Source organism: Bacillus sp. B1-WWTP-T-0.5-Post-4, assembly GCF_009183795.1.
Lineage (GTDB): Bacteria > Bacillota > Bacilli > Bacillales > Bacillaceae_G > Bacillus_A > Bacillus_A cereus.
In genome coordinates, this window is sequence record NZ_WEIJ01000019.1 from 1 (window position 1) to 26481 (window position 26481).

Genomic DNA, 26481 nt, shown 5'->3' on the forward strand with positions numbered 1-26481 from the left:
CACCCGTTCCCATACCGAACACGGAAGTTAAGCTCTCTAGCGCCGATGGTAGTTGGGACCTTGTCCCTGTGAGAGTAGGACGTCGCCAAGCAACTAAAAACACAAGTCATTTGACTTGTGTTTTTTTGTATTGTTAAAAAGAATGGGAAAGAAGTAATGGAAATACAAACACGTTGCCCAAGAGTTAATCATATTATATAAAAGATGGGTGTATATTTTTCTGTAAATTGTTAAGGATTAGAAGTATAAAATAGGTTCACTTAAATAGGGAGGGAAGATTATGACATTACAAAGTGAAGTTTGTATTGTTTGTGAGACAAAAAGAAAAGAAGGTATATATGTTTATAATAATTTAATATGCCATGAATGTGAAAAGGATATGGTGAATACAGAGACAGATGATCCGAAATATATATATTATTTAAAGCAGCTTCGAAAATTAGAAGTATCATATTTTTAAATAGGCATATGCCTATTATTTTTTTTGTTCTGTATAATAGATAGAGAATGAATAATAAGGAAGAGATGTAGATGAATCAAAATCGTATGCCTTTATATGAGGCGTTAATAGAGTTTAAAGAAAGAGGGCCGTTATCCTTTCATGTTCCTGGTCATAAGAATGGTTTAAACTTCCCTCAGGAGGCAATAAGAGAGTTTAAAGGTATTCTATCTATTGATGTAACTGAATTAGCAGGACTAGATGATTTGCATAGTCCGTTTGAATGTATAGATGAGGCACAACAATTATTGGCTGAAGTTTATAATACAAAGAGAAGTTATTTTTTAATTAATGGTTCAACAGTCGGGAACTTAGCAATGATTTTGTCTTGTTGCGGGGAACATGATATTGTTCTTGTACAAAGAAATTGTCATAAATCAATTATTAATGGTTTAAAACTTGCGGGAGCAAATCCCATTTTTTTAGATCCATGGATTGATGAAGCTTATAACGTACCAGTGGGAGTTCGTAATGAAATTATTAAGAACGCAATTAGAAAGTATCCAAATGCGAAAGCACTTATTTTAACGCATCCTAATTATTATGGTATGGGGATGGATTTAGAGGCAAGCATCGCTTTTGCACATGCACATAAAATCCCTGTTTTGGTAGATGAGGCACATGGGGCACATCTATGTTTGGGAGAACCATTTCCGAAGTCAGCATTAACATATGGTGCAGATATTGTAGTTCATTCTGCACATAAAACATTACCCGCAATGACAATGGGTTCCTATTTACATATAAATAGTCATTTAGTAGACGAAGATAAGGTTACTACTTATTTAAGTATGCTACAATCTAGTAGTCCATCGTATCCAATTATGGCTTCCTTGGATATAGCACGCTTTACAATGGCGCGTATAAAAGAAGAAGGTCACAGTGAAATTGTTGAGTTTTTACGAAGATTTAAGGAACAATTACGTTCTATTCCCCAAATCGCCATTTTAGAATATCCGTTGCAAGATGAGTTAAAGGTCACCGTACAAACTCGTTGTCAGTTATCAGGGTACGAATTACAGTCTGTATTTGAAAAGGTCGGTATATATACAGAGATGGCTGATCCGTACAATGTCCTATTTATTTTACCCTTACAAGTAAATGAGGGATATATGAAGGTTATAGAGATGATCCGAGTAGCATTGCAACATTATGAGGTGAAAGACAAGAGGGAATCTATTCGTTATACTTATAATGGTGAATTCTCTCTTTTACCGTATACGTATAAACAACTAGACGGATATGAAACAAAGATAGTATCTATAGAAGATGCTGTTGGAATGATAGCGGCGGAAATGGTGATTCCGTATCCACCTGGAATTCCATTAATTATGTATGGAGAGAGAATTACTTCAGAGCATAAAGAGCAAATTATGTATTTAGAAAGAGCAGGAGCTCGTTTTCAAGGTAATACGAAATATATGAAAGTGTATGATATAGAAAGTAGGTTTTAGGATGAAGGGATTATTTGTAACAATTGAGGGCCCAGAAGGTTCAGGTAAAACAACGTTAATTAAAAGCTTATTGCCATATTTTGAACAAAAAGCACAAAAGGTAATGGCGACAAGGGAACCAGGCGGTATTGCAATTTCTGAGGACATTAGGACGATTTTACATAAACAAGAATATACGATGATGGAAGCACGTACAGAAGCGCTTCTTTATGCTGCTGCGCGCAGACAACATTTAGTAGAAAAAGTTATGCCAGCACTTAATGAGAACTACCTCGTGTTATGTGATCGTTTTATAGATAGCTCTTTAGCATACCAAGGCTATGCAAGAGGATTGGGTATGGATAAGGTATTTGAAATAAATCGTTTCGCAACAGAGGACTGTATGCCTAGTTTAACAATTTATCTAGACATTGAGCCTGAGGTTGGTTTGGCTCGGATTGAAAAAGATGCAGGACGTGAAGTAAATCGACTAGATATGGAAGATATCTCTTTCCATAAACGTGTGCGCGAAGGGTATTTACAAGTTGTAGAACGTTTCTCGGATCGTATTGTATTGGTAAATGCTGATCAACCGATGGAAAAACTTATAGAAGAAGTTGTTCAGATTATAGAAGATAAATTGTTATAATAGAAGGAAAGAATGAAATAAGTGAGGTATGCATTATGACGAAGACGTGGGAGCAGCTTTCTGCTATACAACCCATCGGTGTAAAAATGTTGATGAATAGCATTGCAAAAGAGCGTATATCCCACGCTTACTTGTTAGAGGGAGGGAAAGGGACAGGAAAGTTTGCGACAGCAATTCAAATGGCAAAGAGTTTCCTCTGTTCTGAGCGGAATGGAGTAGAGCCCTGCCATGTATGTACAAACTGTAAGCGAATTGATTCAGGTAACCACCCTAACTTACATATTGTAAAACCAGACGGATTATCTATTAAGAAGCAGCAAATTCATGATTTACAAGAAGAGTTTTCCAAAACAGGATTAGAGGCAAATAAAAAAATATATATTATTGAGCACGCAGATCGTATGACAGCAAATGCGGCAAATACACTTTTGAAATTTTTAGAAGAACCAAGTAGTGATACAACTGCTATTTTACTTACTGAACAAAGTCATCAAATTTTAAATACGATTTTATCTCGCTGCCAAGTTGTTACGTTTAGACCGTTACCTACGGAATCTTTAATTAGAAGATTACAGGATGAAGGGATTACAGCATCTTTATCGACACTTGCTGCTCAACTTACAAATAGTTTTGATGAAGCTTTAGCTTTATGTAGTGATGAATGGTTTGCACAAGCACGAGCTTTAGTGATAAAATTATGTGAAGCGCTCGAAAAAGATAAAACCTCTATTTTTTTTGTACAAGAAAAATGGGGAAAACACTTTGGAGAGAAAGAACAATTACAGCAAGGTTTAGATATGTTACTCCTTATTTATAAGGATTTATTATATGTTCAACTTGGAGAAGAAGATCGTCTTGTTTTTCATGAGCAGAAAGAGATGTTTGAATCGTTTTCCTATGCTCAGAAGCGCATTGTATCAGCTCTCTTTAATATATTAGAGGCAAAAAATAGAATCAACGCTAATGTAAATGCGCAGCTTGTGTTCGAACAGTTAGTGTTGCGGTTGCAGGAGGGATGACCGTTTTGTATGATGTAGTAGGTGTTCGCTTTAAGAAGGCCGGAAAGGTATATTACTTTGATCCAAACCAGTTCGATATCTCTGAAAATGAGTTTGTCATTGTAGAAACGGTAAGAGGTATTGAATACGGAAAAGTAGTTATTACCAAAAAACAAGTTGATGAAAACGACGTTGTATTACCGCTAAAAAAGGTTATTCGTATTGCAAATGAAAATGATCGTACCATTGTTGAAGAGAACAAACATGCTGCCAAAGAAGCATATCAAGTTTGTCAACAAAAGGTAGTAGAGCATAATCTTGATATGAAACTTGTAGATGTAGAGTATACATTCGATCGTAATAAGATTATTTTCTATTTTACTGCGGATGGTCGGATCGATTTCCGCGAACTAGTGAAGGACTTAGCCGCAATTTTTAGAACAAGAATTGAACTAAGACAAATTGGTGTTCGTGATGAAGCGAAGATGCTAGGTGGTATTGGTCCATGTGGTCGTATGCTTTGTTGTTCTACTTTTTTAGGGGATTTTGAACCTGTATCCATTAAAATGGCAAAGGATCAAAATTTATCATTAAATCCTGCAAAAATCTCTGGTTTATGTGGTCGCTTAATGTGTTGCTTAAAATATGAGAATGATGAATATGAGGCAGCAAAGGAACAACTTCCTGATTTAGATCAACGTATACAAACCCCGCATGGTACTGGCCGTGTTATCGGATTAAATATTTTAGAAAGATTAATTCAAGTGGAACTAGTAGACAAGGAACGGATAGTAGAATATACGTTAGATGAGTTAGTGAATAAAGGGGTCGTTTCGAGTCAAACCACAGATTAATGAGGTGGGTGCTTGTGGAGAAAAAAGATATTTTTGAATCGGTTTCTAGTATGGAAGAGCAAATTGGACATTTATATAAACAGTTGGGAGAGTTAAAACAGCATCTTGCAGAGTTGTTGGAAGAAAACCAACATATAAAAATGGAAAATAACAATTTGCGACACCGTTTTGAAGAAGTGCAGAATAAAGAAAAACAAAAAACTCAAAAACGTAAAGAAGTGAAGCCGAAAACAGATATTGGTGAAGGCTATGACAATTTAGCGAGACTATATCAAGAAGGTTTTCATATTTGCAATCTACATTATGGAAGTGTACGTAAAGAGGGAGATTGTTTGTTCTGTCTTTCATTCTTAAATAAAAAGTGAAATTACCTTTCCAATTATAATTGGAAAGGTAATTTTTTATACATGAAATAGGGTAGGTTAAGGGTAAGAAAAGGAGCAGTATATGAATTTATATGAAGATGAACGTTTAGATTACTTATTAGCACAAGACATGAAGATTATACAAAGCCCATCAGTATTTAATTTTTCTTTAGATGCCGTTTTACTTGCAGATTTTGCATGGGTACCAATTCAAAAGGGGAATTTACTTGATTTGTGTACAGGTAACGCGGTTGTTCCCCTTCTATTAAGTACAAGAACAAAAGGAAATATTACTGGTGTGGAAATTCAAGAACGCTTATATGATATGGGAGTAAGAAGTGTTCAATACAATGGGTTGGAAGAAAGAATTCACCTCATACATGGAGATTTGAAAGATATGCCAGAGAAACTTGGGCGTCATCAATATGATGTTGTTACATGTAATCCACCATATTTTCAAACACCTCAAACTTCAGAGAAAAATATGAATGAACATTTAGCGATAGCTCGTCATGAAATTATGTGTACATTAGAAGATGTTGTATCTGCAAGTAGTCAGTTAGTAAAACAAGGTGGGAAAGTAGCGTTTGTACATCGTCCAGGGCGATTACTAGACATTGTCACATTAATGCGTAAATATAAAATTGAACCAAAGCGTGTGCAATTTGTTTATCCTAAGGTTGGAAAAGAAGCAAATACATTGTTAATTGAAGGAATTAAGGATGGAAATGCAGATTTGAAAATTTTACCGCCTCTCGTTGTATATGAGAACAATAACGAATATACAAAGGAGCTACGTTCAATTTTATATGGAGAAGAATAAGCACTTTTTTTATGTGGTAGAGTGCTCTGATGGAAGTTATTATGCTGGATATACAAACCATATAGAAAAGAGAATTCAGACTCATAATAGCGGCAAAGGGGCTAAGTATACACGCGTCAGGCTTCCTGTCGTTTTAAAATATGTAGAGACCCACGATGATAAGCGTACAGCTATGCAAGCGGAGTATTACTTTAAGCAATTAACGAGAAAACAAAAAGAGGCATATATGCAAAAAGGAGAACGCTATGTGGCAACAAAAAAGCTTTCAACAAAATGAAAAGGGAGTTTTATATTTAGTACCAACTCCTATTGGAAATCTAGAAGATATGACATTTCGTGCAATCCGAATTTTAAAAGAAGTTGATTTAATTGCTGCTGAAGATACGAGACAAACGAAAAAACTTTGTAATTATTTTGAAATTGAAACACCTGTCACGAGTTATCATGAGCACAATAAAGAAGTAAGTGGGAAGAAACTATTAGAGAAATTAGAGGATGGAAAGAATGTAGCACTTGTTAGTGACGCTGGTATGCCGTGTATTTCTGATCCAGGTTACGATATTGTCGTTGAGGCAGTAGCTGAGCAATATCATGTAATTCCGCTTCCTGGAGCAAATGCAGCCCTTACAGCATTAATTGCATCCGGTCTTGAAACAAAGCAGTTTTATTTCTATGGTTTCTTGCAGAGAAACAAAAAGGAACGGAAGATGGAGTTAGAAAAGCTTCGTTATGTACAAACTACAATGATGTTTTATGAAGCACCTCATCGTTTAGATGATACTTTAATTTCGATGCAGGAAGTGTTGGGGAATAGAGAGATTGTATTATGTCGAGAGTTAACGAAAAAATTTGAGGAATTTATTCGAGGAACAATCGAAGAAGCAATTGAGTGGACGAAGCAAAATGAAGTACGTGGTGAATTTTGTATTTTAGTAGCTGGTTCAACAGAAGAACCTGCTCCAGAAGAACAATGGTGGGAATCTCTTTCGGTATATGATCATATTGAATATTATATAAATGAAAAAAGTATGAATTCAAAAGAAGCGATTAAAACAGTCGCTAAAGATCGAGATTTGTCGAAAAGAGATGTATATCAAATCTATCATGTCGATAAAAAATAAGCTTCTCATAATTGAGAAGCTTATTTTGCTGTTTCGATATAATCTTGAAGTTCGTTTAAGATTTGCTCAGCGCCTTCTTTGCTTAAGATGATTTTACCTTCAGCTAAAGAAAGGTTACCGTCAGATACTTCACCAGTTACTTGGCAAGTCATGTTTGGTTTATATTTCTTTAAGATGATTTTTTCGTCATCAACATAGATTTCAAGAGCGTCCTTTTCTGCAATACCTAAAGTACGGCGTAATTCGATTGGAATTACTACACGACCTAATTCATCAACTTTACGAACAATACCAGTAGATTTCATAATTTTTTTCCTCCTAAATAAATAGTTTATAAGTTTCGAGTCTATTTTTAGATTCGTCATTTTTCGACAAAATACCCTATGGACATATGATACCAATCATTTACATTTCCGTCAATTCTTAAATTCTATATTTTTTAAAAAGATTTATAGATTTCTTATTTCTTATATATAATAGATTGAGAGGAAATTCCACAATTATTTACATTATTTTCTGAAAAAATAATAAATTTAAAGTGGATATTGTATATTTTTTTGAAATATGAGCAATAGATGATAAAGATATCGAGCATTAAGACCTAAATTGAAAATTAGGTTGGCGTAAAGAAGATAAGTTAGATTTGGGCTGCTCGTAAAAGCCCAATTAACGTGGGCTAATAATTAGTGGGGAGGAACAAAAACCCTACTGATTAAAGTTTCACTTTATATATGAGTTTTTGATATACTGTTTATAAATACATATGAGGTTATTCGGGAGGTCCAAAACAATGACAGAGGAAAATAAGTCCTTTTATATTACTACCCCAATTTATTATCCAAGTGGAAAATTACACATTGGACATGCTTATACGACAGTAGCAGGAGATGCGATGGCACGATATAAGCGTATGCAAGGTTATAATGTGCATTATTTAACAGGAACTGATGAGCATGGACAGAAGATCCAAAAGAAAGCAGAAGAGTTAAATATTACGCCACAGGCATATGTTGATAACATTGTTGCAGGAATTAAAGAGCTTTGGGAGAAGATGGATATTTCTTATGATGATTTTATTCGTACAACTGAAGATCGTCATAAAGATGTTGTCGAAAAAATCTTTAAACAATTAGTAGATCAAGGTGACATTTATCTTGATGAATATGAAGGTTGGTATTCTGTACAAGATGAGACGTTCTATACAGAGCATCAATTAGTAGATCCAATTATGGAAGGCGACAAAGTAGTTGGAGGAAAAAGCCCAGATAGTGGTCATGATGTAGAACTTGTTCGTGAAGAATCTTATTTCTTTAGAATGGGTAAATATGTCGACAGACTATTAAAGTTCTATGAAGATAATCCACATTTCATTCAGCCGGAGTCTCGTAAAAATGAAATGATTAATAATTTTATTAAACCAGGATTAGAAGATTTAGCAGTTTCTCGTACTTCATTTGACTGGGGAGTTCGTGTTCCTGGTAACCCAAAACACGTTATTTATGTATGGGTTGACGCATTATCTAACTATATTACGGCGTTAGGTTATGGAACAGCAAATGAAGAGAAATATAAAAAATTCTGGCCTGCAGATGTGCATTTAGTTGGGAAAGAAATTGTTCGTTTCCATACAATTTATTGGCCGATAATTTTAATGGCATTAGATTTACCTCTTCCGAAGAAAGTCTTTGCTCATGGCTGGATTTTAATGAAGGATGGAAAGATGAGTAAGTCAAAAGGAAACGTAGTAGATCCAGTTACATTAATCGATCGTTACGGATTAGATGCATTACGTTATTACCTACTTCGTGAAGTTCCATTTGGATCTGATGGCGTATTTACACCAGAAGGATTTGTGGAGCGTATTAATTTCGACTTAGCAAATGACTTAGGTAATTTATTAAATCGTACAGTAGCTATGATTGATAAGTACTTTAACGGAGAAATCCCTGCATTTAAAGCAAATGTGACGGAATTTGATGAAACGTTAGTAGCGTTTGCACAAGATACTTTGAAAAAAGTAGAAGAAGCAATGGAGAATATGGAGTTCTCTGTAGCGTTAGGATCTATTTGGCAACTAGTTAGTCGTACGAATAAATATATTGATGAAACACAACCATGGGTATTAGCAAAAGATGAGAATGATCGTGAAAAGTTAGCCTCTGTAATGGCTCATTTAGCAGAAGTACTTCGTCAAACAGGTATTATGCTTATGCCATTCTTAACAGTAGCACCAAGCAAGATGTTTGCTCAGCTTGGCCTTACTGATGAAGCTCATAAATCTTGGGAAAGTCTCTCTACAATTGGCTGCATTCCAGCTGGAACAAAAGTAGAAAAAGGAAACCCAATTTTCCCTCGTTTAGAAATGGAAGTGGAAGTAGAGTACATTAAAGAACAAATGAAAAACTCTGCTCCTAAAGTAGAAGAGAAAAAAGAAGAAGAACCGAAGGCAGAAGAAATTACAATTGATGATTTCTTTAAAGTAGAATTACGCGTAGCTGAAGTACTATCTGCTGAACCTGTGAAAAAAGCAGACAAGCTGTTAAAAATTCAACTAGACTTAGGTACAGAAAAGCGTCAAGTTGTTTCTGGAATTGCAAAATTCTATTCGCCGGAAGACTTAAAAGGTAAAAAGGTTATTTGTGTAACAAACTTAAAACCTGTAAAATTACGCGGTGAATTATCGCAAGGTATGATTTTAGCGGGTGAAGAGAATGGCGTATTGTCATTAGCATCAATTGACCAAAATCTACCAAATGGTACAAAAATCAAGTAATTAAGACAAGAAAAGAGATGTTTCACGTGTAACATGTGTGAAGCGTCTTTTTTCTTTTTACACTCTCTATTTTTGCATTAAGATTGTAGTATTGTTATCGTTAAGTCATTAAAGAACTTATTTTTGTAGAATAAACTTGATTTCAATATAAAAGGAGTTATGTATTATGTTGTTTGATACACATTCACATTTGAATGCAGAGCAATTCGAAGGAGATTTGCAAGAGGTTATTGCCCGAATGAAAGAAGCGGGAGTTACTTATACAGTTGTTGTTGGTTTTGATGAAGTAACGATAAAAAAGGCGATGGAATTAGCTGAAGCCTATGATTTTATTTACGCTGCGGTTGGGTGGCACCCAGTTGATGCAATCGACATGACAGAAGAACATTTAGCTTGGTTAGAAGAACTTGCTTCTCATCCTAAAGTCGTTGCACTTGGAGAAATGGGCTTAGATTATCACTGGGATAAGTCTCCAAAAGAAATACAGAAAGAAGTATTCCGTAAACAAATTGCATTAGCGAAAAAAGTAAAATTGCCGATTATTATACATAACCGCGATGCAACTCAAGATATTGTTGATATTCTAGAAGAAGAGAATGCAGCTGAAGTAGGAGGCATTATGCATTGCTTTAGCGGCAGCGTAGAGGTAGCAGAGCGATGTGTTGATATGAACTTTTTAATTTCGTTAGGTGGACCAGTTACATTTAAAAACGCTAAGAAGCCGAAAGAGGTTGCTACGGAGATTCCATTAGAGAAATTGTTAATAGAGACGGATTGTCCGTATTTAACACCGCACCCATTTCGAGGGAAACGAAATGAACCGAGTTATGTAAAACTCGTAGCAGAAGAAATTGCGAATTTAAAAGGAATTTCTTATGAGGAAGTAGCAGAAATGACAACTAAAAATGCAAAAGTTTTATTTGGTGTTGAATAAAAAAGAATGGGGAAACCTGTTCTTTTTTATTTTGAGAAAAACTAGTAGAAGTGATGAAGAAAATAAATGTGAATGATGAAGTGTTACAATAAGGACAGAGAACAAAGATTTTTCTATTCTATTTTTTAAAATATAAGAATGGGGAAAATAATAATGGAAAAGTCGTCATTTTTTTGTTTTACTAAGTAGAGACGAAATGAGTGTGGAGGCAAGCATGAAAATAAAAGAGATTATCGTTGTAGAAGGTAAAGATGATACAGTTGCGATTAAGCGTGCTGTTGATGCGGATACAATTGAAACGAACGGTTCAGCAATCGGTGATCATGTTATTGAGCAAGTTAAATTAGCGCAGCAAAAAAGGGGAGTTATTATTTTCACAGATCCGGATTATCCTGGAGAGCGTATTCGAAAAATTATTTCTGACAAGGTTCCTGGCTGTAAGCATGCCTTTTTACCGAAGGAAGAAGCGCTTGCTAAAAGGAAAAAGGGTGTTGGAATCGAACACGCTTCTAATGAGTCGATTCGCCGCGCTCTAGAGAATATACATGAAGAAATGGAAGCTTACACAAGTGAAATTAGTTGGAGTGATTTAGTCGATGCAGGCTTAGTGGGCGGAGAAATGGCAAAGAGCCGCAGAGAAAGAATGGGTAAGCTATTAAAGATTGGTTATACAAATGCAAAACAGTTACATAAACGATTACAGATGTTTCAAGTTTCAAAGGAATCATTTGCAGAAGCTTATAAGCAAGTAATACAGGAGGAAAAAAGATGAAGGATATCGCAACGCCAAATCGTACAAAAGACATTGTTGAAAAGTATGGATTTTCATTCAAAAAAAGTTTAGGACAAAACTTTTTAATTGATACAAATGTATTAAATCGTATTGTCGATCATGCAGAAATTGGTTCAGAAAGTGGTGCAATTGAAATTGGACCAGGTATTGGTGCATTAACAGAGCAATTAGCAAAGCGTGCTAAAAAAGTAGTGGCTTTTGAAATTGATCAAAGACTATTACCAATTTTAGATGAGACGTTAGCGCCATATGGTAACGTTACAGTTATTAATAAAGACGTACTAAAAGCAGATGTACATGAAGTATTTAATGAGCAATTTGAAGAAGGGCAAGATGTAATGGTAGTAGCTAACTTACCATACTATATTACAACGCCAATTTTATTTAAATTGCTTGAAGAAAAGTTACCAGTTCGTGGATTTGTTGTTATGATGCAAAAAGAAGTTGGAGATCGTTTAGCTGCTAAACCTGGAACGAAAGAGTATGGTTCTTTATCGATTGCTATTCAGTATTATACAGAGGTTGAAACAGTTATGACTGTACCGCGTACAGTGTTTGTACCACAGCCAAACGTTGATTCTGCAATTATCCGCCTTCTAAAGCGTCCTAAACCGGTTGTAGAGGTGACAGATGAAACGTTCTTCTTTGAAGTAGTACGAGCAAGTTTCGCACAGCGCCGTAAAACTTTAATGAATAATTTATCAAATAATTTAAATGGTTTCCCGAAAGATAAGGAGTTATTGGATCGAATTTTAACAGAAGTAGGAATTGATCCAAAGCGAAGAGGCGAAACGCTATCTATTGAAGAGTTTGCAACATTAAGTAATGCATTAGTTCTTCATAAATTATCATAAGAATATGAAAGGGACAGTTCAACTTGAACTGTCCCTTTTGTCACCTTTCTCTCTCTAAATTCATACTTTAAAAACAGGTAAGATGGCCTAATGAGTTTGGAGGTAGGAGAATGGTTTTACATGTTGGAGAATTAGTGGAACGATATTCTCATAAGAGGGATATTCTTTTTCGTATTATAGAAATAAAAGGTGAGATAGCTATATTGTTTGGAGAGGAAATTAGACTGGTGGCGGATGCGCCACTTGAAGATTTAATTAGTATAGATCAAAGAGAACATAAAAAAAGGGTGAAGCGTGAGAAAGAAACAATGGAGCGCACGTATCGTTTGTTTCAACAAGATTATGTACTGATGAAACAAAGGCATGAACATACTTCAACTGGTGGATACACAAGTGAGGTGAATTATTTTCAAATGCCGGGACGTGTATTGCATATAGATGGAGACCCTTTATATTTGCGCAAGTGCTTAGACTTATATAACAAAATTGGCGTTCCTGTTCAAGGTATTCATTGTAAAGAAACGGAGATGCATGAAAAAGTAGTAGACTTAATAGATCACTTTCGCCCAGACATTCTCGTTATTACAGGGCATGATGCATATACAAAATCAAAAGGAGTGAAGGGAGATTTAGCGGCATATAGGCATTCAAGGCATTTTGTACAGGCTGTTCGTGAAGTGCGAAAAAAATATCCATCACTGGATCAACTTGTTATTTTTGCTGGGGCATGTCAATCACATTTTGAGGCACTAATTCGTGCAGGGGCCAATTTCGCTAGTTCACCATCTAGAATTAATATTCATGCACTAGATCCTGTATATGTAGTTGGTAAAATTAGTTTTACTTCATTTATGGAGAGAGTCAATGTATGGGATGTCGTACGTAATACAATTACTGGTGAAAAGGGACTAGGTGGAATTGAAACGAGAGGGATTTTACGAACGGGATTACCTTTTCAACATTACGAAGAGTAAGCAGGATACATATGTATCTTGCTTTTTTGTATGGAAGGATTTAAATGAATTTGGATAAAAAGAGGTAAGAACGTACAGACTACGTAATGAGACTTTTACAATATAGTATTTCTTCTATCTATTCAAACGCAGGATGATATTAGCTGTGAATCGCGGTTAATAATTAGGATAGATATATCGTGCTTTAAGTGTTCAATCTAAATTACAGCGAGGTGTAGCGAAGTATATGTCAAAACGTTTAGATGAAATTAAAAGCGAATTAGATCACCATCTTGGACAACGACTTATGTTAAAAGCAAATAGTGGAAGAAGAAAAACTGTGGAGCAATCAGGTGTACTAGCAGAAACATACCGTTCCGTTTTTGTTGTACAATTGGATCAACAAGAAGATGCGTTGCAACGTGTATCTTATAGTTATGCAGATGTTTTAACAGAGACAGTAGAGTTAACATTTTATGGAGACCCTCATAATGAGGTCATTTTATAATCCGTATATCATTACATATATTCCCATAAATGAAAAGCTATATTATTTTGCATACTAACTATACCGTAGCAAAATAAGGAGGGACTCTGCATTGAGTAGACGAAGAGGTGTCATGTCAAACCAATTTAAAGAAGAGCTAGCAAAAGAGCTTGGCTTTTATGATGTTGTTCAGAAAGAAGGATGGGGCGGAATTCGTGCGAAAGATGCTGGTAACATGGTGAAACGTGCTATAGAAATTGCAGAACAGCAATTAATGAAACGAAACCAGTAGTTAAGATACTTTCTATGCTACGGTAGCCGAGGAGACATTCCTCGGCTTTTTGTACTCTAAAAGGTGCCATCATTTTACATAAGTAGTTTCATTCTGAATGCTTTTCGTTATAATTAGGGAAGTGTCATCGTCTTACTATAAATTTATGGTAAAATAAACGATAAAAGATTGAGTACATAGAGTGGGTGAATAGATTGAAGCTACTAGTGAAAGCACCAGCAAAGATTAATCTGTCGTTAGATGTACTGGGAAAAAGACAAGACGGATATCATGAAGTGAAAATGATTATGACAACCATTGATTTAGCAGATCGTCTAGAACTAACGGAATTAGCAGAAGACCGTATTGAAATTTTATCCCATAATCGGTATGTCCCAGACGACCAACGAAATTTAGCTTATCAGGCAGCGAAATTATTAAAAGAGAAGTTTAATGTAAAAAAAGGTGTATCTATTACTATTGAAAAAACGATTCCAGTAGCAGCTGGATTAGCAGGTGGAAGTAGTGATGCAGCAGCGACATTACGTGGTCTTAATAAATTATGGAATTTAGGGCTTACAATTGATGAGTTAGCAGAGCTTGGCGCAGAAATTGGATCAGATGTATCGTTCTGTGTATACGGAGGCACAGCAATTGCCACTGGAAGAGGAGAGAAAATTGAGCATATAAAGACTCCGCCTTCTTGTTGGGTTATTTTAGCGAAACCACATATAGGTGTATCTACTGCTGATGTGTATGGAAATTTAAAGTTAAATCGAGTTACACATCCAAATGTAGATAAAATGGTTGATGTCATAAATTCTGGTGATTATAAAGGAATTTGTGATACTGTTGGTAACGTTTTAGAAGATGTAACATTTGGAATGCATCCTGAAGTTGCCCGTATTAAATCACAGATGAAGCGATTTGGAGCGGATGCTGTATTAATGAGTGGAAGTGGTCCAACTGTATTCGGACTTGTACACCATGATTCACGAATGCATCGCATTTATAACGGATTAAAAGGATTTTGTGAACAAGTCTATGCGGTACGTTTATTAGGAGAGCGAGAAACGCTTGAATAAAGACGTATAATACGTTATGATTTGTTTAGAATATTCGTGATTTGAGGTGAGAGTATGAAAATTAGAAGAAGTACAAGGTTAGTCGATATGACTTATTACTTGCTACAAAACCCTCGTCAGCTAGTATCTCTCACTTTTTTTGCTGAAAGGTATCAATCGGCTAAGTCTTCCATTAGTGAAGATTTAGTTATTATTAAGCAAACGTTTGAACAACAAGGGGTCGGCACATTGCAAACGATACCAGGAGCAGCAGGAGGAGTGAAATATATACCGTATATAAGTGAAGAAGAGGCAGATCTAATTATTGATGAGCTTTGTGGCTTATTTGAAAACCCAGATCGTATTTTGCCTGGCGGTTACTTATACATGACAGATTTATTGAGTAATCCTCGCCATATTAATGGCGCAGGTCGTTTGTTTGCTTCTGTTTTTGCTAGGCAACCAATTGATGCAGTTATGACGGTGGCAACGAAAGGGATTCCACTTGCTTATGCAGTGGCAAATTACTTAGATGTACCAGTTGTAATTGCAAGGAAAGATAATAAGGTAACAGAAGGTCCGACTGTTAGTATTAACTATGTGTCGGGTTCTTCTAAACGAATTCAAACAATGACGTTAGCAAAACGCAGTCTTCCAGAAGGGTCGAATGTTTTAATTATTGATGACTTCATGAAAGCTGGCGGAACAATTCAAGGTATGATGAGTATGTTAGAAGAGTTCAAGGCTAATGTTGTTGGTATTGGTGTATTAGTAGAATCCACAGATATTGAAGAACGACTAATTAATAATTTTGTATCATTAATTCGTCTATCGGAAGTTGATGTGAAAGAAAAAACGATTCAAGTGGAAAAAGGGAATTATTCTCTTGCGCCATTTGATGAAGGGCTTGTAGAGGCGGAATAAAAGATAGAGCAGATAGCTCTATCTTTTTTTATTTTATTTATAGATTATAAAATAGGTGGACAAACTGCCTTTCGTACACTATTTTTAAAGAGTAAAATAAATAATAAAAGGGTGAAAAGTATGAAAGTTGTTCAAACAAGCAAGGCACCACAAGCAATTGGACCTTATTCACAGGGGATTATTGTAAATAACATGTTCTATAGCTCAGGACAAATTCCATTGACGGCAAATGGGGAGCTTGTAACAGGAGATGTAACAGTACAAACAGAACAAGTATTTCAAAATTTACAAGCGGTATTAGAGGAAGCAGGTGCTTCATTTGATACAGTCGTAAAAACAACAGTATTTTTAAAGGACATGGATGATTTTAATGCTGTGAATGAAGTGTATAGCTCTTATTTCTCTACTCATAAACCAGCTCGATCTTGTGTGCAAGTAGCAAAATTACCGAAAGATGTTTCCGTTGAAATTGAAGTAATCGCCCTAGTTAAGTAACCTTTTGTAAGCGATAACCTCCACTAATCTCTATATTCAACTACTTTAAAAATTTTTATCTTAAAAATTTTTAAAAAATTAAAGGGGAAATAGAAAATTTGTGGAATTTATACAAATATATCGCTTATTTAGAAAAGGGTGGTGAACACAAGATGGAAGTGACTGACGTAAGATTACGCCGCGTAAACACAGAAGGCCGCATGAGAGCAATTGCCTCTATTACTCTAGACCATGAATTTGTTGTTCATGATATTCGTGTAATTGATGGTAATAATGGATTATTTGTAGCAATGCCAAGTAAACGTACTCCAGATGGAGAGTTCCGTGACATTGCACATCCAATTAATTCTGGTACACGCTCTAAAATTCAAGATGCGGTTTTAACAGAGTATCATCGTTTAGGCGAGTTAGAAGAGGTTGAGTTTGAAGAAGCAGGTGCTTCGTAAAATTCGAATGAAAAGGGCTTTTGACAAAAAGCCTTATAATTTTGTAGCAAACTCCTGTAAGCATTTACAGGAGTTTGTTTTTTTTTGCTTTATATTTGGAAACTGCATAATTTATTAACATAAAAAGAAGAAACTACTAATTTTTTCAAAATCATTTTAAATAGTATAGCTTATTTCTTAAAAAAGATACTAAAGAGTAAAACATCTTATAAGAATTATGGTAAAATTTAATAGTTAAAATGTGTTTCTTGAAATATATGATGATTTAGGATAATATCTTTAATGGATAAATAGGTTGCGATGGAGGGTCTATATGTCAAACAGATTTGCAGTGATTCTAGCTGCAGGTAAAGGCACACGTATGAAGTCTAAGCTATACAAAGTGCTGCATCCTGTATGTGGAAAACCTATGGTACAACACGTAGTCGATCAAGTATCTCAATTAGGATTGCAGAAACTTGTAACGGTTGTTGGACATGGTGCTGAAATGGTACAAGAACAGCTAGGGAACGTAAGTGAATTTGCATTACAAGCAGAACAACTTGGTACAGCACATGCTGTAGATCAAGCTGCAAGTGTACTTGCAAATGAAGAAGGAACAACTTTAGTTATTTGTGGTGATACGCCTCTAATAACTGCTGAAACAATGGAAGCATTACTTCAGCAACATAAAGAAGCAGGAGCAATGGCGACGGTGCTAACAGCATACATAGAAGAGCCTGCTGGATATGGCCGTATTGTTCGTAATGAGAATGGTCATGTTGAAAAGATTGTTGAGCATAAAGATGCAAATGAGAAAGAATTAGCTATTAAAGAAATCAATACAGGTACGTATTGTTTTGATAATAAGGCTTTATTTGCTTCACTTTCTAAAGTTTCAAATGATAACGTGCAAGGTGAATATTACCTTCCAGATGTTATTGAGATTTTAAAAAATGAAGGTCATATCGTATCAGCTTATCAAACAGAGCAGTTCGACGAAACGTTAGGTGTTAACGACAGAGTCGCTCTATCGCAAGCGGAAATTATTATGAAAAACCGTATCAACCGAAAGAACATGGTAAACGGTGTTACAATTATTGATCCAAGTAACACTTATATTTCTGCTGATGCAGTTATCGGTAGTGATACAGTTCTTCATCCAGGAACAATTATTGAGGGGAACACTGTAATTGGCTCTGATTGTGAAATTGGACCGCATACAGTAATTCGCGATAGTGAAATTGGAGATCGTACGACAATTCGACAATCTACTGTACATGATAGTAAGCTTGGTACAGAAGTATCGGTTGGTCCATTTGCACATATTCGCCCAGATTCAGTTATTGGAGACGAAGTACGCGTTGGAAACTTCGTGGAAATCAAAAAAACTGTCTTTGGTAATAGAAGTAAAGCTTCACACTTGAGTTATATCGGGGATGCACAAGTTGGAGAAGACGTGAATCTTGGTTGTGGTTCAATTACGGTGAACTATGACGGTAAGAATAAATTCAAAACTGTGATTGGTAATGGGGTATTTATTGGATGTAATTCAAACCTTGTTGCTCCAGTAACAGTTGAAGATGGTGCTTATGTGGCAGCAGGCTCTACAATTACAGAGAATGTTCCATCAAAAGCATTATCGGTAGCACGTGCACGTCAAGTTAACAAAGAAGACTATGTTGATCAATTGCTGAATAAGAAAAAATCATAATGTGGAGGGTTAATCTAGATGTCGACTCAATATCTAAATTCTAATTTGAAAGTATTCTCTTTAAACTCTAATAAGGAACTTGCTGAGCAGATTGCAAAGCATATTGGAGTAGGGCTAGGAAAATGTTCTGTTGATCGTTTTAGTGATGGAGAAGTTCAAATTAACATTGAAGAAAGTATCCGTGGTTGCGATGTATTCATTATTCAATCTACAAGCTTCCCAGTAAACGAACATATCATGGAATTACTTATTATGATTGATGCATTAAAACGTGCATCTGCGAAAACAATTAATATTGTTATTCCTTACTATGGTTATGCGCGTCAAGACCGTAAAGCGCGTTCTCGTGAACCAATTACATCGAAACTTGTAGCAAACTTGCTTGAAACAGCAGGTGCAACTCGTGTAATCACTCTAGATTTACATGCTCCACAAATTCAAGGGTTCTTTGATATCCCAATCGACCACTTAATGGGTGTACCGATTCTTTCAGATTACTTTGAAACAAAAGGTCTTAAAGATATCGTAATCGTGTCTCCTGACCATGGTGGTGTAACTCGTGCAAGAAAAATGGCAGATCGTCTAAAAGCGCCAATCGCTATTATTGATAAGCGTCGTCCTCGCCCGAATGTATCAGAGGTAATGAACATTATCGGTAATATTGAAGGTAAAACAGCGATTTTAATTGATGACATCATTGATACAGCTGGTACAATTACATTAGCAGCAAACGCTCTTGTTGAGAACGGTGCTTCTGAAGTATATGCTTGCTGTACACACCCAGTATTATCTGGTCCAGCAATTGAGCGTATTCAAAATTCAAATATTAAAGAGTTAGTTGTAACGAACTCTATCGTATTACCAGAAGAGAAGAAAATCGACAAAGTACATGAACTTTCAGTTGCTCCATTAATCGGAGAAGCAATCATTCGTGTATACGAAGAAGAATCTGTGAGTGTATTATTCAATTAATTGGATAGAATGAGACGTAACCAAAATTGGTTACGTCTTTTCGTATCGAAAAAAGAAAGTAGTGGTACAAGAATGAAATTGATAGTAGGACTTGGGAACCCAGGTAGAGAATATGAATTAACAAGGCATAATATTGGATTTATGGCCATTGATGAACTTGCGAAGCGTTGGAACATTTCTTTGAATGAACAAAAATTTAAAGGTGTATTTGGTGCAGGGTTTGTTAATGGAGAAAAGGTAATCTTATTAAAGCCGCTAACATACATGAACTTATCTGGGGAAAGTATTCGTCCACTCATGGATTATTATAAAATTGATGTTGAGGACTTCGTTGTTATGTACGACGATTTGGACATTCCTGTAGGTAAATTGCGTCTTCGCATGAAAGGTAGTGCTGGTGGACATAATGGTGTAAAGTCAACGATTTCGCACCTAGGAACACAAGAATTTCAACGTATCCGTATGGGAATCGATCGCCCGAAAAATGGAATGAAGGTAGTCGATTATGTATTAGGACGCTTTACATCTGAAGAGATTCCGGATGTTAACCATTCTATTGAAAAAGCAGCGGATGCATGTGAAGAGTGGCTAAATAAGCCTTTTCTCCAAATCATGAATACTTTCAATAGTTAAAAATGAGATTGGGAATATTTCTCTTTTGTTTTACCCATACTAGTAGTAATTGAATTTTTAGGAGGCTAGTATGGAAGGGTATTATTATTGCAGACACTGCGGAGGTAATGTAGGCTCCATTAACGCAGAAAAAGTATATAGCGACGTTTTATTTCAACTAACAGAGCAAGAAGTAGTAGAAATGATTCATTTTCATGAGAATGGAAATATATATATAAAAACGATTTGTGAATCGTGTCAAGAAACGCTCGCATCTTATCCTGAGTATTATGAGTATGAAAAATTTCTGCAATAAAATGTTGTCGCTTTGGCATGTCCAAAGCATTTTTCTGTTTTCCTTTTCCAAAATATTTGCATAAAATAGAATGACTTGCTCTTTATGTTGAGAGGAGTTTTAAAAATGATAGGTTTATTAGAGCAATTTTATAAAAATGAAGAGATACAATCGGTTATTAATGGATTAGAAGATGGGTTAAAAGAACAACTTATATCAGGGATGGCAACGTCTTCTCGTTCATTATTAATGGCGGCTTTATATAAAAAAACAAAAAAATCACAATTAATCGTGACGCATAACTTATACCAAGCACAAAAAGTACATGAAGATTTAGTGGCGTTACTTGGTGAAAAAGATGTGTGGTTATATCCAGTGAATGAACTGATAGCATCGGAAATTGGAGTTGCAAGTCCAGAATTGAAGGCGCAACGTATAGAAGTGTTAAATCGCTTGGCTGCGGGAGAGAATGGAATCATTGTAGCGCCAGTGGCAGGATTGCGTAGATTTTTACCAATAAAAGAATTGTGGAAGCAAAAGCAAGTTGAAATCAATCTAGGGCAAGAGATTGATTTAGATGCGCTCTTGCATACTTTACATCATATTGGCTATGAACGTAAGTCGATGGTAGAAGCTCCAGGGGAGTTCAGTTTGCGTGGGGGAATATTAGATATTTATCCTTTAACTGAAGAACTACCATTTCGTATTGAATTCTTTGATACAGAAGTCGATTCTATTCGATTATTTGATGTGGATGAACAGCGTTCTCAAGGTAAAAAAGAAAGCGTTAGGTTTGGTCCAGCAACAGAGTTTTTATTTTCACAGGAAGAATTAAAATCAGGAATTCAGCATCTTGAAGAAGGTTTGACTAAGACGATGCAAAAACTTTCTGATGATAAACTAAAGACTACAGTGCTTGAGACGGTAAGTCATGAAATTGAGATGTTGAAAAACGGGCAAAGTATAGAACAGATGTTTAAATACTTATCTATTTTCTATAAAGAACCTGCTAGTCTGATAGATTATTTACCAGAAGACGGTGTTGTAATTTTAGACGAGATTTCCCGTATTCAAGAAACAGCATCGCATCTTGAAACAGAAGAGGCGGAATGGTATATATCACTTCTTGGTGAAGGAACAATTATTCAAGATTTATCTTTCTCTCACCCATTCGAGGGGTTTCTTCATCATAAAAAAAGAAGTTTTGTATATTTAACGTTATTCTTGCGTCATATCGCACACACACATCCGCAAAATATTGTTAATGTAACATGTAAAACAATGCAAGATTTCCATGGACAGATGAATTTGTTAAAAACAGAAATTGATAGATGGAATGAAGGGCATTTTACGACTGTTGTACTTGGAACAGATGATGAACGTGTGAAAAAATTACAACATATTTTAAGTGATTATGATATTGAGGCAGATATTGTAGAAGGTACAGATATTTTATTGCCTGGAAGGTTACAAATTGCTGTAGGTGATTTACATGCAGGTTTTGAAATGCCGATGCAAAAGCTTGTTGTCATTACTGAAAAGGAGCTTTTTCATAAGAAAGTTAAAAAATCACAACGTAAACAAAAGTTATCGAATGCTGAACGTATTAAAAGTTATTCGGAATTAAAAGTTGGAGATTATGTAGTTCATGTAAATCATGGTATAGGTAAATTTTTAGGTATTGAGACATTAGAGATTAATGGTGTTCATAAAGATTATTTAAATATTAAATATCAAGGTAATGATAAGCTATACGTTCCAATTGAACAAATTGATCAAGTTCAAAAATATGTAGGATCTGAAGGTAAGGATCCGAAAGTTTATAAATTAGGTGGTAGTGATTGGAAGAAGGTTAAAACGAAAGTTGAAAAATCTGTACAAGACATTGCGGATGACCTAATTAAACTATATGCTGAGCGCGAAGCTTCAAAAGGCTATGCATATACGCCAGATACGGCAGAACAACAAGAGTTCGAATCATCTTTCCCGTATCAAGAGACAGAGGATCAGTTACGTTCTATTGACGAGATTAAAAAAGATATGGAACGCGGACGCCCAATGGATAGGCTCCTTTGTGGTGACGTAGGATATGGAAAGACTGAAGTGGCTATTCGTGCGGCATTTAAAGCAATTATGGATGAAAAACAAGTTGCAATTTTAGTACCGACAACGATTCTTGCGCAGCAACACTATGAAACAATTCGAGAGCGTTTTCAAGATTATCCGATCAATATAGGCTTATTAAGTAGATTCCGTACGAGAAAACAACAAAATGAAACAATTAAGGGCTTAAAGGATGGAACAGTAGATATTGTAATCGGAACACATCGTATTTTATCTAAAGATGTTACGTATAAAGATTTAGGGCTTCTTATTATTGATGAAGAACAAAGATTTGGTGTAACACATAAAGAAAAAATTAAACAATTGAAGGCGAATGTTGACGTATTAACATTAACGGCAACTCCGATTCCGCGGACGCTTCATATGTCTATGCTTGGTGTGCGCGACTTATCTGTTATTGAGACACCACCAGAAAATCGTTTCCCAGTCCAAACGTATGTAGTAGAGTATAATCCAGCATTAATACGAGAGGCGATAGAGCGAGAGCTTGCAAGAGGTGGTCAAGTTTACTTCCTATATAACCGTGTAGAGGATATTGAAAGAAAAGCGGATGAAATTTCGATGTTAGTTCCAGATGCCCGCGTAACGTACGCACATGGGAAAATGAACGAAAGCGAATTAGAGTCTGTTATGCTATCATTTTTAGAAGGACAGCATGATGTTCTTGTAAGTACAACAATTATTGAGACGGGTGTAGATATTCCGAATGTAAATACGTTAATTGTATTTGATGCAGATCGTATGGGATTATCACAGTTGTATCAGCTTCGTGGGCGTGTTGGACGTTCTAATCGTGTTGCATATGCATACTTTGCATATAAACGTGACAAAGTGCTGTCAGAGGTTGCAGAGAAGCGTCTACAAGCAATTAAAGAGTTCACGGAACTTGGATCTGGTTTCAAAATTGCGATGAGAGATTTATCTATTCGTGGAGCAGGTAATTTGTTAGGGGCAGAACAGCATGGATTTATTGATTCTGTCGGATTTGATTTATATTCTCAAATGTTAAAAGATGCAATTGAACAGCGTAGAGGAACAGATGGGGCTGAAAATATAGTTAATGTTGAAATTGACTTAGAGGTAGATGCATATCTACCAGATGCTTATATTTCAGATAGTAAGCAAAAAATTATGATGTATAAACAATTTAGAGGTGTTTCTGCAATTGAGGATATTGAAGAATTGCAGGAAGAAATGATCGATAGATTTGGCGATTATCCACAAGAAGTTGGTTATTTATTACAAATTGCAAATATTAAAGTGTTGGCAATGAAAGAACAAATTGAATTAATTAAGCAGAATAAATTTGAAGTAACATTCCTGTTTTCTGAACAAGCAAGCCAAAATATTGATGGTGGAAAATTATTCATGCTCGGAAATAGTTTTGGACGTATGATCGGTTTAGGAATGGAAGGATCACAATTGAAAATTGTTATGAAAACAAATGGCTTAGAGACATCGAAGTGGTTAACAATTGCTGAAAATTTATTAAAAGGCTTACCAGATGTAAAAAAAGAAGTAATAAATGCCTAAAATAAGATAAAAAAATACAATTCGACGTGCATAGAAGAACTAATGTGTAAAATACTATGTCTAACAGTTGGTGATTTTTACATGAACAGGTAAATTCACCACTTTGATCATCAGTAGAAAGTGAGGCAGCATTAGAATGAAAGCAACTGGAATCGTACGTCGAATTGATGATTTAGGCAGGGTAGTAATCCCGAAGGAAATTCGTAGAACCTTACGTATTCGAGAAGGAGACCCACTAGAAATATTTGTTGATCGCGATGGAGAGGTAATTTTAAAGAAGTATTCTCCAATTAGTGAGCTAGGTGATTTTGCAAAAGAATATGCTGATGCTTTATATGACAGCTTAGGACATAATGTGCTTGTGTGTGATCGAGATTCTATCATCGCAGTATCAGGCGTATCGAAAAAAGAATACTTAAATAAAAGTGTTGGCGATCTAATTGAAAAAACGATGGAAGAACGAAAGTCTGTTATTATGACGGATGAAAGTGATATTTCCATTATTGATGGTGTAACAGAAAAGGTTCATTCTTATACAGTTGGACCGATTGTTGCAAACGGAGATCCGATTGGAGCCGTCATTATTTTCTCAAAAGAAGCCATTATAAGCGAGATCGAGCATAAAGCGGTTAATACTGCTGCCAGTTTCTTAGCGAAACAAATGGAACAGTAAGGGTATATTGATTTTAGAAGTAGCAATCTTTCCTAATTATGATCTTTCTTTTTGAGAAATCAATTATTTGGAGATATATGTATATTGAATGAAGGTAGCACTTTGCTACCTTTTTTCGTTGAATATTTTTAACATGTAGGAACTCATTATTACCCGTGTTGGTAAGGGAGTTTGTTCTTTTCTTTATGATATAATACGAGAGGTGAGAATAGAAAAAGGAGTTTTCTTGTATGGAAGCGAAGAAGTATCAAGCCTTTTGGCGTGGGGCTATTATATTAACGATTGCAAGTTTTGTTACAAAAGTATTAAGCGCTTTTTACCGTATTCCATATCAAAATATAGCGGGGGATATTGGGTTTTATATTTACCAACAAATTTACCCGTTTTATGGATTTTGTTTAATTTTAGCTACTTATGGATTTCCTGTTATCATTTCGAAAATGGTTGCAGAACGACTAGAGCGGGGAAAACAAAAAGAAGCAGAAGAAATTATTTGTGTATCTTTTTGGTTCTTATTAGGAATTGGTTTTATAGGCTTCTTTACATTGTTTTTTGGGGCCGAAACAATTGCGGCAGCTATGGGCGATATACACTTAGATAAGTTACTACGTGTTATTTCATTTTCATTCTTATTGATGCCATTTTTGTCTGTAGCAAGAGGGTATTTTCAAGGATTTAATAATATGATGCCAACGGCTGTTTCGCAAGTAATAGAACAAACAATTCGAGTTTCTATTATTGTGTTTTTATCGCTATTCCTAATTGCTCACGGATTTGATTTATATACAGTTGGTGCAGGGGCTATGTTAGGCTCAATTGCGGGTGGACTTATTGGGATTATTGTACTTATATTGTATATGCGTCAAGATTTTCGTTCTATATTCTTCAAAAGTGCAGCGAGAATTAAGGGTAAAAGGAAGATAGTTAAAATCCTTTTTTGGCAGGGGTTAGCGATTTGTGTTAGTAATTTAGTGCTTATTTTTATACAGATGGCTGATTCAGTGTCCTTTTACAGCTTACTTATTGGTGCGGGAGAACAGGCTGAAAATGCAAAGGTATTAAAGGGTGTTTATGATAGAAGTATTCCGCTAATGCAATTAGGTACTGTTGTGACGACTTCTTTCTCGTTGTCACTTATTCCGATTATTACAGCGGCGAAGGAAAGAGGAGATCTTTCCTTTATTCAAGAAAAGGTAAAGTTAGCAATGAAAATAACATTTGTTATTGGACTTGCAGCAGCTATTGGACTAACTTGTATTATTCAACCTACCAATATTATGTTGTTTGAAAACAGTGATGGATCAGATGTTTTATCTATTTTATCGTTATCTATTTTATTTAGTTCATTGTCAATTACGACAGCTTCTATTTTACAAGGATTAGGGCAAACGTTTAAGCCAGCATTATTTGTTGTATTTGGAGGTTGCTTAAAGTTAGCGTTAAATTATATATTCATGCCTTATTTTGGTGTGAAAGGTGCAGCTTTTGCGACTTTATGTGCGTTAATTATAATCTCTGGATTAAATAGTTTGTTGCTTACGAGAGCTGTATCAGGGTCACTTATCAATAAGCGAAATATGTTAGGGATAGTAATTAGTGGTATTTGTATGGGATTTGTATTAATGGTGTTCACACGTGTGTTACAGATGTCTGGATTAGTAATTAATACGGAACATAGAGGAAGCGCGACGCTTGAAGCGTTGTTAGGTGTAGCCATCGGCGGATTGACATATATGTTTTTTATTTTGAAATTACGTGTATTTACAAAAAAAGAATTAGGAACCGTTATGAAACAAGAGAAAAAAGAAGGTTCATTGAAGAAGAGTGGATAGAGGTGACTGGT

28 protein-coding genes and 1 rRNA gene are annotated in these 26481 nt (G+C 35.5%); 28 read left to right on the top strand and 1 reads right to left on the bottom strand.

Going from position 1 to position 26481, the window contains the following annotated elements:
- The 10 genes from rrf to rsmI all read left to right on the top strand — a co-directional run.
- Positions 1-91, top strand: a 5S ribosomal RNA gene (gene rrf, locus GBN91_RS27505); the annotation flags it as partial.
- Between the two features lie 189 nt (positions 92-280).
- Complete coding sequence (locus GBN91_RS27510) at positions 281-460, top strand: sigma factor G inhibitor Gin (RefSeq protein ID WP_000175076.1); 180 nt, start codon at positions 281-283, stop codon at positions 458-460.
- A gap of 71 nt (positions 461-531) precedes the next feature.
- A complete protein-coding gene (locus tag GBN91_RS27515) occupies positions 532-1953 on the top strand; it encodes an aminotransferase class I/II-fold pyridoxal phosphate-dependent enzyme (RefSeq protein WP_006920522.1) in 1422 nt (473 codons plus the stop codon).
- Position 1954: 1 nt separating this feature from the next.
- Positions 1955-2581, top strand: coding sequence for a dTMP kinase (gene tmk, locus GBN91_RS27520; protein WP_000677218.1), 627 nt, complete (start codon positions 1955-1957; stop codon positions 2579-2581).
- A 35-nt stretch (positions 2582-2616) separates the two neighbouring features.
- The gene (holB, locus tag GBN91_RS27525) at positions 2617-3600 is read left to right on the top strand and encodes a DNA polymerase III subunit delta' (protein ID WP_000169561.1); all 984 of its coding nucleotides are present in this window, start codon (positions 2617-2619) and stop codon (positions 3598-3600) included.
- A 5-nt stretch (positions 3601-3605) separates the two neighbouring features.
- Positions 3606-4433 carry a PSP1 domain-containing protein gene (locus GBN91_RS27530; protein WP_000272429.1) on the top strand — a complete coding sequence of 276 codons (828 nt, stop codon included), beginning with the start codon at positions 3606-3608 and terminating at the stop codon, positions 4431-4433.
- Between the two features lie 14 nt (positions 4434-4447).
- Positions 4448-4798 (top strand): DNA replication initiation control protein YabA, encoded by a 351-nt coding sequence (gene yabA, locus GBN91_RS27535; RefSeq protein WP_000412063.1) that lies wholly within the window; start codon positions 4448-4450, stop codon positions 4796-4798.
- A gap of 82 nt (positions 4799-4880) precedes the next feature.
- Positions 4881-5621, top strand: coding sequence for a tRNA1(Val) (adenine(37)-N6)-methyltransferase (locus GBN91_RS27540; RefSeq protein ID WP_001055366.1), 741 nt, complete (start codon positions 4881-4883; stop codon positions 5619-5621).
- Positions 5608-5898 carry a GIY-YIG nuclease family protein gene (locus GBN91_RS27545; protein WP_000414350.1) on the top strand — a complete coding sequence of 97 codons (291 nt, stop codon included), beginning with the start codon at positions 5608-5610 and terminating at the stop codon, positions 5896-5898. The genes GBN91_RS27540 and GBN91_RS27545 overlap by 14 nt, the downstream gene beginning before the upstream one ends.
- Positions 5867-6742 carry a 16S rRNA (cytidine(1402)-2'-O)-methyltransferase gene (gene rsmI, locus GBN91_RS27550; protein ID WP_000267821.1) on the top strand — a complete coding sequence of 292 codons (876 nt, stop codon included), beginning with the start codon at positions 5867-5869 and terminating at the stop codon, positions 6740-6742. The genes GBN91_RS27545 and rsmI overlap by 32 nt, the downstream gene beginning before the upstream one ends.
- Before the next feature lie 20 nt (positions 6743-6762).
- Here rsmI and GBN91_RS27555 read toward each other — a convergent pair whose 3' ends face one another.
- Positions 6763-7047, bottom strand: a complete 285-nt coding sequence (locus GBN91_RS27555) for an AbrB/MazE/SpoVT family DNA-binding domain-containing protein (RefSeq protein ID WP_000843036.1) — start codon at positions 7045-7047, stop codon at positions 6763-6765.
- Positions 7048-7532: 485 nt separating this feature from the next.
- Between GBN91_RS27555 and metG the strand changes: the two genes are divergently transcribed.
- The 18 genes from metG to GBN91_RS27645 all read left to right on the top strand — a co-directional run bounded on the left by metG (position 7533) and on the right by GBN91_RS27645 (position 26470).
- Positions 7533-9515 (top strand): methionine--tRNA ligase, encoded by a 1983-nt coding sequence (gene metG, locus GBN91_RS27560; RefSeq protein ID WP_414826881.1) that lies wholly within the window; start codon positions 7533-7535, stop codon positions 9513-9515.
- Positions 9516-9681: 166 nt separating this feature from the next.
- On the top strand, positions 9682-10449 hold the full coding sequence (locus tag GBN91_RS27565) for a TatD family hydrolase (RefSeq protein ID WP_000895851.1): 768 nt from the start codon (positions 9682-9684) through the stop codon (positions 10447-10449).
- A 214-nt stretch (positions 10450-10663) separates the two neighbouring features.
- Complete coding sequence (gene rnmV, locus GBN91_RS27570) at positions 10664-11221, top strand: ribonuclease M5 (RefSeq protein ID WP_000692836.1); 558 nt, start codon at positions 10664-10666, stop codon at positions 11219-11221.
- Positions 11218-12096 carry a 16S rRNA (adenine(1518)-N(6)/adenine(1519)-N(6))-dimethyltransferase RsmA gene (rsmA, locus tag GBN91_RS27575; protein ID WP_000651548.1) on the top strand — a complete coding sequence of 293 codons (879 nt, stop codon included), beginning with the start codon at positions 11218-11220 and terminating at the stop codon, positions 12094-12096. Before rnmV ends, rsmA begins: the two co-directional genes overlap by 4 nt.
- Positions 12097-12206: 110 nt before the next feature.
- The gene (gene yabG / locus GBN91_RS27580; protein ID WP_000242868.1) at positions 12207-13070 is read left to right on the top strand and encodes a sporulation peptidase YabG; all 864 of its coding nucleotides are present in this window, start codon (positions 12207-12209) and stop codon (positions 13068-13070) included.
- 226 nt (positions 13071-13296) lie between these two features.
- On the top strand, positions 13297-13557 hold the full coding sequence (veg, locus tag GBN91_RS27585) for a biofilm formation stimulator Veg (protein ID WP_000044347.1): 261 nt from the start codon (positions 13297-13299) through the stop codon (positions 13555-13557).
- 91 nt (positions 13558-13648) lie between these two features.
- Positions 13649-13828: an acid-soluble spore protein SspF gene (sspF, locus tag GBN91_RS27590; protein WP_002094215.1), complete on the top strand. Its 180-nt coding sequence runs from the start codon at positions 13649-13651 to the stop codon at positions 13826-13828.
- Between the two features lie 194 nt (positions 13829-14022).
- Positions 14023-14892, top strand: coding sequence for a 4-(cytidine 5'-diphospho)-2-C-methyl-D-erythritol kinase (ispE, locus tag GBN91_RS27595; protein WP_000772104.1), 870 nt, complete (start codon positions 14023-14025; stop codon positions 14890-14892).
- A gap of 54 nt (positions 14893-14946) precedes the next feature.
- On the top strand, positions 14947-15795 hold the full coding sequence (purR, locus tag GBN91_RS27600) for a pur operon repressor (RefSeq protein WP_000702466.1): 849 nt from the start codon (positions 14947-14949) through the stop codon (positions 15793-15795).
- Between the two features lie 120 nt (positions 15796-15915).
- On the top strand, positions 15916-16290 hold the full coding sequence (locus tag GBN91_RS27605; protein ID WP_000869815.1) for a RidA family protein: 375 nt from the start codon (positions 15916-15918) through the stop codon (positions 16288-16290).
- 152 nt (positions 16291-16442) lie between these two features.
- A complete protein-coding gene (gene spoVG, locus GBN91_RS27610) occupies positions 16443-16736 on the top strand; it encodes a septation regulator SpoVG (RefSeq protein WP_000454041.1) in 294 nt (97 codons plus the stop codon).
- 313 nt (positions 16737-17049) lie between these two features.
- The gene (gene glmU / locus GBN91_RS27615; RefSeq protein WP_000071041.1) at positions 17050-18429 is read left to right on the top strand and encodes a bifunctional UDP-N-acetylglucosamine diphosphorylase/glucosamine-1-phosphate N-acetyltransferase GlmU; all 1380 of its coding nucleotides are present in this window, start codon (positions 17050-17052) and stop codon (positions 18427-18429) included.
- A gap of 18 nt (positions 18430-18447) precedes the next feature.
- Positions 18448-19401 carry a ribose-phosphate diphosphokinase gene (locus GBN91_RS27620; protein ID WP_000107420.1) on the top strand — a complete coding sequence of 318 codons (954 nt, stop codon included), beginning with the start codon at positions 18448-18450 and terminating at the stop codon, positions 19399-19401.
- Between the two features lie 72 nt (positions 19402-19473).
- The gene (gene pth / locus GBN91_RS27625) at positions 19474-20034 is read left to right on the top strand and encodes an aminoacyl-tRNA hydrolase (protein WP_000767702.1); all 561 of its coding nucleotides are present in this window, start codon (positions 19474-19476) and stop codon (positions 20032-20034) included.
- A gap of 70 nt (positions 20035-20104) precedes the next feature.
- Positions 20105-20329 (top strand): anti-sigma-F factor Fin family protein, encoded by a 225-nt coding sequence (locus GBN91_RS27630; protein ID WP_000399438.1) that lies wholly within the window; start codon positions 20105-20107, stop codon positions 20327-20329.
- A 105-nt stretch (positions 20330-20434) separates the two neighbouring features.
- On the top strand, positions 20435-23965 hold the full coding sequence (gene mfd / locus GBN91_RS27635; protein ID WP_152122770.1) for a transcription-repair coupling factor: 3531 nt from the start codon (positions 20435-20437) through the stop codon (positions 23963-23965).
- 136 nt (positions 23966-24101) lie between these two features.
- Entirely contained in the window at positions 24102-24638 is a 537-nt protein-coding gene (spoVT, locus tag GBN91_RS27640; protein ID WP_000648302.1) for a stage V sporulation protein T, read from the top strand.
- A gap of 230 nt (positions 24639-24868) precedes the next feature.
- Positions 24869-26470: a putative polysaccharide biosynthesis protein gene (locus tag GBN91_RS27645; protein WP_000387579.1), complete on the top strand. Its 1602-nt coding sequence runs from the start codon at positions 24869-24871 to the stop codon at positions 26468-26470.
- The last annotated feature ends 11 nt before the right edge of the window (positions 26471-26481 follow it).

Coding starts and splice junctions, on each gene's coding strand:
- GBN91_RS27510 (WP_000175076.1), top strand. CDS start 281: ATGACATTACAAAGTGAAGTTTGTATTGTTTGTGAGACAAAAAGAAAA.
- GBN91_RS27515 (WP_006920522.1), top strand. CDS start 532: ATGAATCAAAATCGTATGCCTTTATATGAGGCGTTAATAGAGTTTAAA.
- tmk (WP_000677218.1), top strand. CDS start 1,955: ATGAAGGGATTATTTGTAACAATTGAGGGCCCAGAAGGTTCAGGTAAA.
- holB (WP_000169561.1), top strand. CDS start 2,617: ATGACGAAGACGTGGGAGCAGCTTTCTGCTATACAACCCATCGGTGTA.
- GBN91_RS27540 (WP_001055366.1), top strand. CDS start 4,881: ATGAATTTATATGAAGATGAACGTTTAGATTACTTATTAGCACAAGAC.
- GBN91_RS27545 (WP_000414350.1), top strand. CDS start 5,608: ATGGAGAAGAATAAGCACTTTTTTTATGTGGTAGAGTGCTCTGATGGA.
- rsmI (WP_000267821.1), top strand. CDS start 5,867: ATGTGGCAACAAAAAAGCTTTCAACAAAATGAAAAGGGAGTTTTATAT.
- GBN91_RS27555 (WP_000843036.1), bottom strand. CDS start 7,047: ATGAAATCTACTGGTATTGTTCGTAAAGTTGATGAATTAGGTCGTGTA.
- metG (WP_414826881.1), top strand. CDS start 7,533: ATGACAGAGGAAAATAAGTCCTTTTATATTACTACCCCAATTTATTAT.
- GBN91_RS27565 (WP_000895851.1), top strand. CDS start 9,682: ATGTTGTTTGATACACATTCACATTTGAATGCAGAGCAATTCGAAGGA.
- rnmV (WP_000692836.1), top strand. CDS start 10,664: ATGAAAATAAAAGAGATTATCGTTGTAGAAGGTAAAGATGATACAGTT.
- rsmA (WP_000651548.1), top strand. CDS start 11,218: ATGAAGGATATCGCAACGCCAAATCGTACAAAAGACATTGTTGAAAAG.
- yabG (WP_000242868.1), top strand. CDS start 12,207: ATGGTTTTACATGTTGGAGAATTAGTGGAACGATATTCTCATAAGAGG.
- veg (WP_000044347.1), top strand. CDS start 13,297: ATGTCAAAACGTTTAGATGAAATTAAAAGCGAATTAGATCACCATCTT.
- purR (WP_000702466.1), top strand. CDS start 14,947: ATGAAAATTAGAAGAAGTACAAGGTTAGTCGATATGACTTATTACTTG.
- GBN91_RS27605 (WP_000869815.1), top strand. CDS start 15,916: ATGAAAGTTGTTCAAACAAGCAAGGCACCACAAGCAATTGGACCTTAT.
- spoVG (WP_000454041.1), top strand. CDS start 16,443: ATGGAAGTGACTGACGTAAGATTACGCCGCGTAAACACAGAAGGCCGC.
- glmU (WP_000071041.1), top strand. CDS start 17,050: ATGTCAAACAGATTTGCAGTGATTCTAGCTGCAGGTAAAGGCACACGT.
- GBN91_RS27620 (WP_000107420.1), top strand. CDS start 18,448: ATGTCGACTCAATATCTAAATTCTAATTTGAAAGTATTCTCTTTAAAC.
- pth (WP_000767702.1), top strand. CDS start 19,474: ATGAAATTGATAGTAGGACTTGGGAACCCAGGTAGAGAATATGAATTA.
- GBN91_RS27630 (WP_000399438.1), top strand. CDS start 20,105: ATGGAAGGGTATTATTATTGCAGACACTGCGGAGGTAATGTAGGCTCC.
- mfd (WP_152122770.1), top strand. CDS start 20,435: ATGATAGGTTTATTAGAGCAATTTTATAAAAATGAAGAGATACAATCG.
- spoVT (WP_000648302.1), top strand. CDS start 24,102: ATGAAAGCAACTGGAATCGTACGTCGAATTGATGATTTAGGCAGGGTA.
- GBN91_RS27645 (WP_000387579.1), top strand. CDS start 24,869: ATGGAAGCGAAGAAGTATCAAGCCTTTTGGCGTGGGGCTATTATATTA.